2 protein-coding genes are annotated in these 1,770 nt (G+C 69.3%); both read left to right on the top strand.

All coding sequences use genetic code 11. The features are described 5' to 3' along the window. Positions 1–403: hypothetical protein (locus tag G6048_RS49070; protein ID WP_206343042.1), on the top strand; the 403-nt coding region annotated here is incomplete at its 5' end. A gap of 230 nt (positions 404–633) precedes the next feature. Further along, positions 634–1,692 (top strand): LacI family DNA-binding transcriptional regulator, encoded by a 1,059-nt coding sequence (locus tag G6048_RS47975; RefSeq protein WP_165345878.1) that lies wholly within the window; start codon positions 634–636, stop codon positions 1,690–1,692. Positions 1,693–1,770: the final 78 nt, after the last annotated feature.

Here is a 1,770-nt window from a genome sequence, read left to right as displayed (position 1 = left end):
ACTGCCGACGGTGTTCCTCGCCGTGGTGACCTGGCTGGCGGCCCGGCTGACGGCTCAAGGGCAGCTCAGCGTGGGCGAGTTGGTGTCGGTGTACGGCTATGTCGCCGTCCTGGTGCCGATGGTGGCGGCCGGGCGGCGGGCGGCGATGCCGTACGAGCGGGCGTACGGGAACCATGTGCCGCCGTGGGCCCGGTGTCGGCGTACGGGGAAACCGTGCCGCGAGGGATCCCTGTGCCCGCCGCGAGGTCGAACCGGTTCGAACGCCAACCGGATCGGGAAGCTAGCACCGGGGAAAACCAGCCAGCAATACCCGCGACACAGAAACCTGCGGCACGTCGACTCGCCGCCCGGGGTGAGTCAAGCCGCGATATCCACGTATTTGCAGGTGGCAGGCGGTATTTAGGGCTGCGGACGAGGGCAGGTGCCGACTCGGCCAGGTTTCGTGGCAGTTACGGGAAGCGCGGAGAGGCATTGACACCTCCGTGGCTTGTACTTACCTTCACTTCACGCGAACCGGTTCGACAGCCGGTCGCCATCGGTATAAAGCCCTCAGCGGCAGCGGCCGACGATGGTCTCCTTTCCGAGATCGTCGAACCGGTTCGGGCAGTTCGGGCAGTTCGAGCGAGGAGTCCCGTGAACATTGGTGAGATCGCCAAGCGGGCCGGTGTCTCGCGCAGCACCGTGTCGTACGTGCTGAGCGGCAAACGGCCGGTGTCGGACGGCACCCGCCAGAAGATCCAGCGGGTCATCGACGAGCTGGGCTACCAGCCCAACGCGAGTGCGCGCGCCCTGGCCAACGGCCGGACCAACACCATCGGTCTGGTCTTCCCGCCGGCCGGTAACCACTACACCGGCATGCAGCTCGATTTCATCGGCAATGTCGTCGAGGCCGCCGCGGCCAAGGACTACGACGTGCTGCTCTCTCCCAGCGGTATGGACAGCGACCGCTCGTTCCAGCGGCTCCTGGGTGAGCGTCGGGTCGACGGCGCGATCCTGATGGAACTCCGGCTCCAGGACGACAGGTTCGAGCACCTCAACTCGGTGGGCCTCCCCGCCGTCGCCATCGGCCGCACGGCACATCCGGAGAACGGCTGGTGGGTCGGCCTGGACCACACCGCGCTGGCGGAGGCCTGCGTCCACCACCTCGCCGACCTCGGGCACCGCACGATCGCCTTCGTCAACCGGCCCGAGCAGCTCCTGCGAGCCGGGTACGAATCCGCTCACCGTGGGCTCGAAGGTTTCACCAAGGCCGCGGCGGAGCGCGGAGTCACCAGCCGGACGTACTGCTGCGGTGATGACGCGTCCTCCGGGCAGGCCTGTCTGGAGCGGATCCTGTACGACGAGCCGGCCACCACGGCGCTGGTCACGCTGAACGAGGCCGCGCTGGGCGGTCTCTACCGGGGGCTGGCCAACGCCGGCCGCCATGTGCCGCGCGACTTCTCCGTCACCGGGGTCGTCGCCAGCCGGTGGGCGGAGACGGTGACCCCGCAGCTCACGGCCGCGGACGTGCCCGCGGAACAGATGGGCCGCCTCGCCGTCGACCTGCTGGTCGAGCGGCTCGACCATCCCGACGCACCGGCCCGGCACCACCTGCTCGCGCCGCCGATCTCGCTGCGTGCCAGCACGGGGCCCGCAGGCACGGGGCCCGCAAGTACCGGACCCGCAAGCACCGGGCCCGCAAGCACCGGGTGACCCCGGTGAAGTACGGGCTGAATCCGGCTCCGGCATGAACTCCTGACGCCCGCCCTTCCGACCAGCAACATCCTCCGC

It is taken from the genome of Streptomyces ureilyticus, assembly GCF_011045025.1.
Classification (GTDB): domain Bacteria; phylum Actinomycetota; class Actinomycetes; order Streptomycetales; family Streptomycetaceae; genus Streptomyces; species Streptomyces ureilyticus.
The sequence above is the reverse complement of the archived record's forward strand: the minus strand, read 5'-3'. Positions and strand labels throughout refer to the sequence as shown.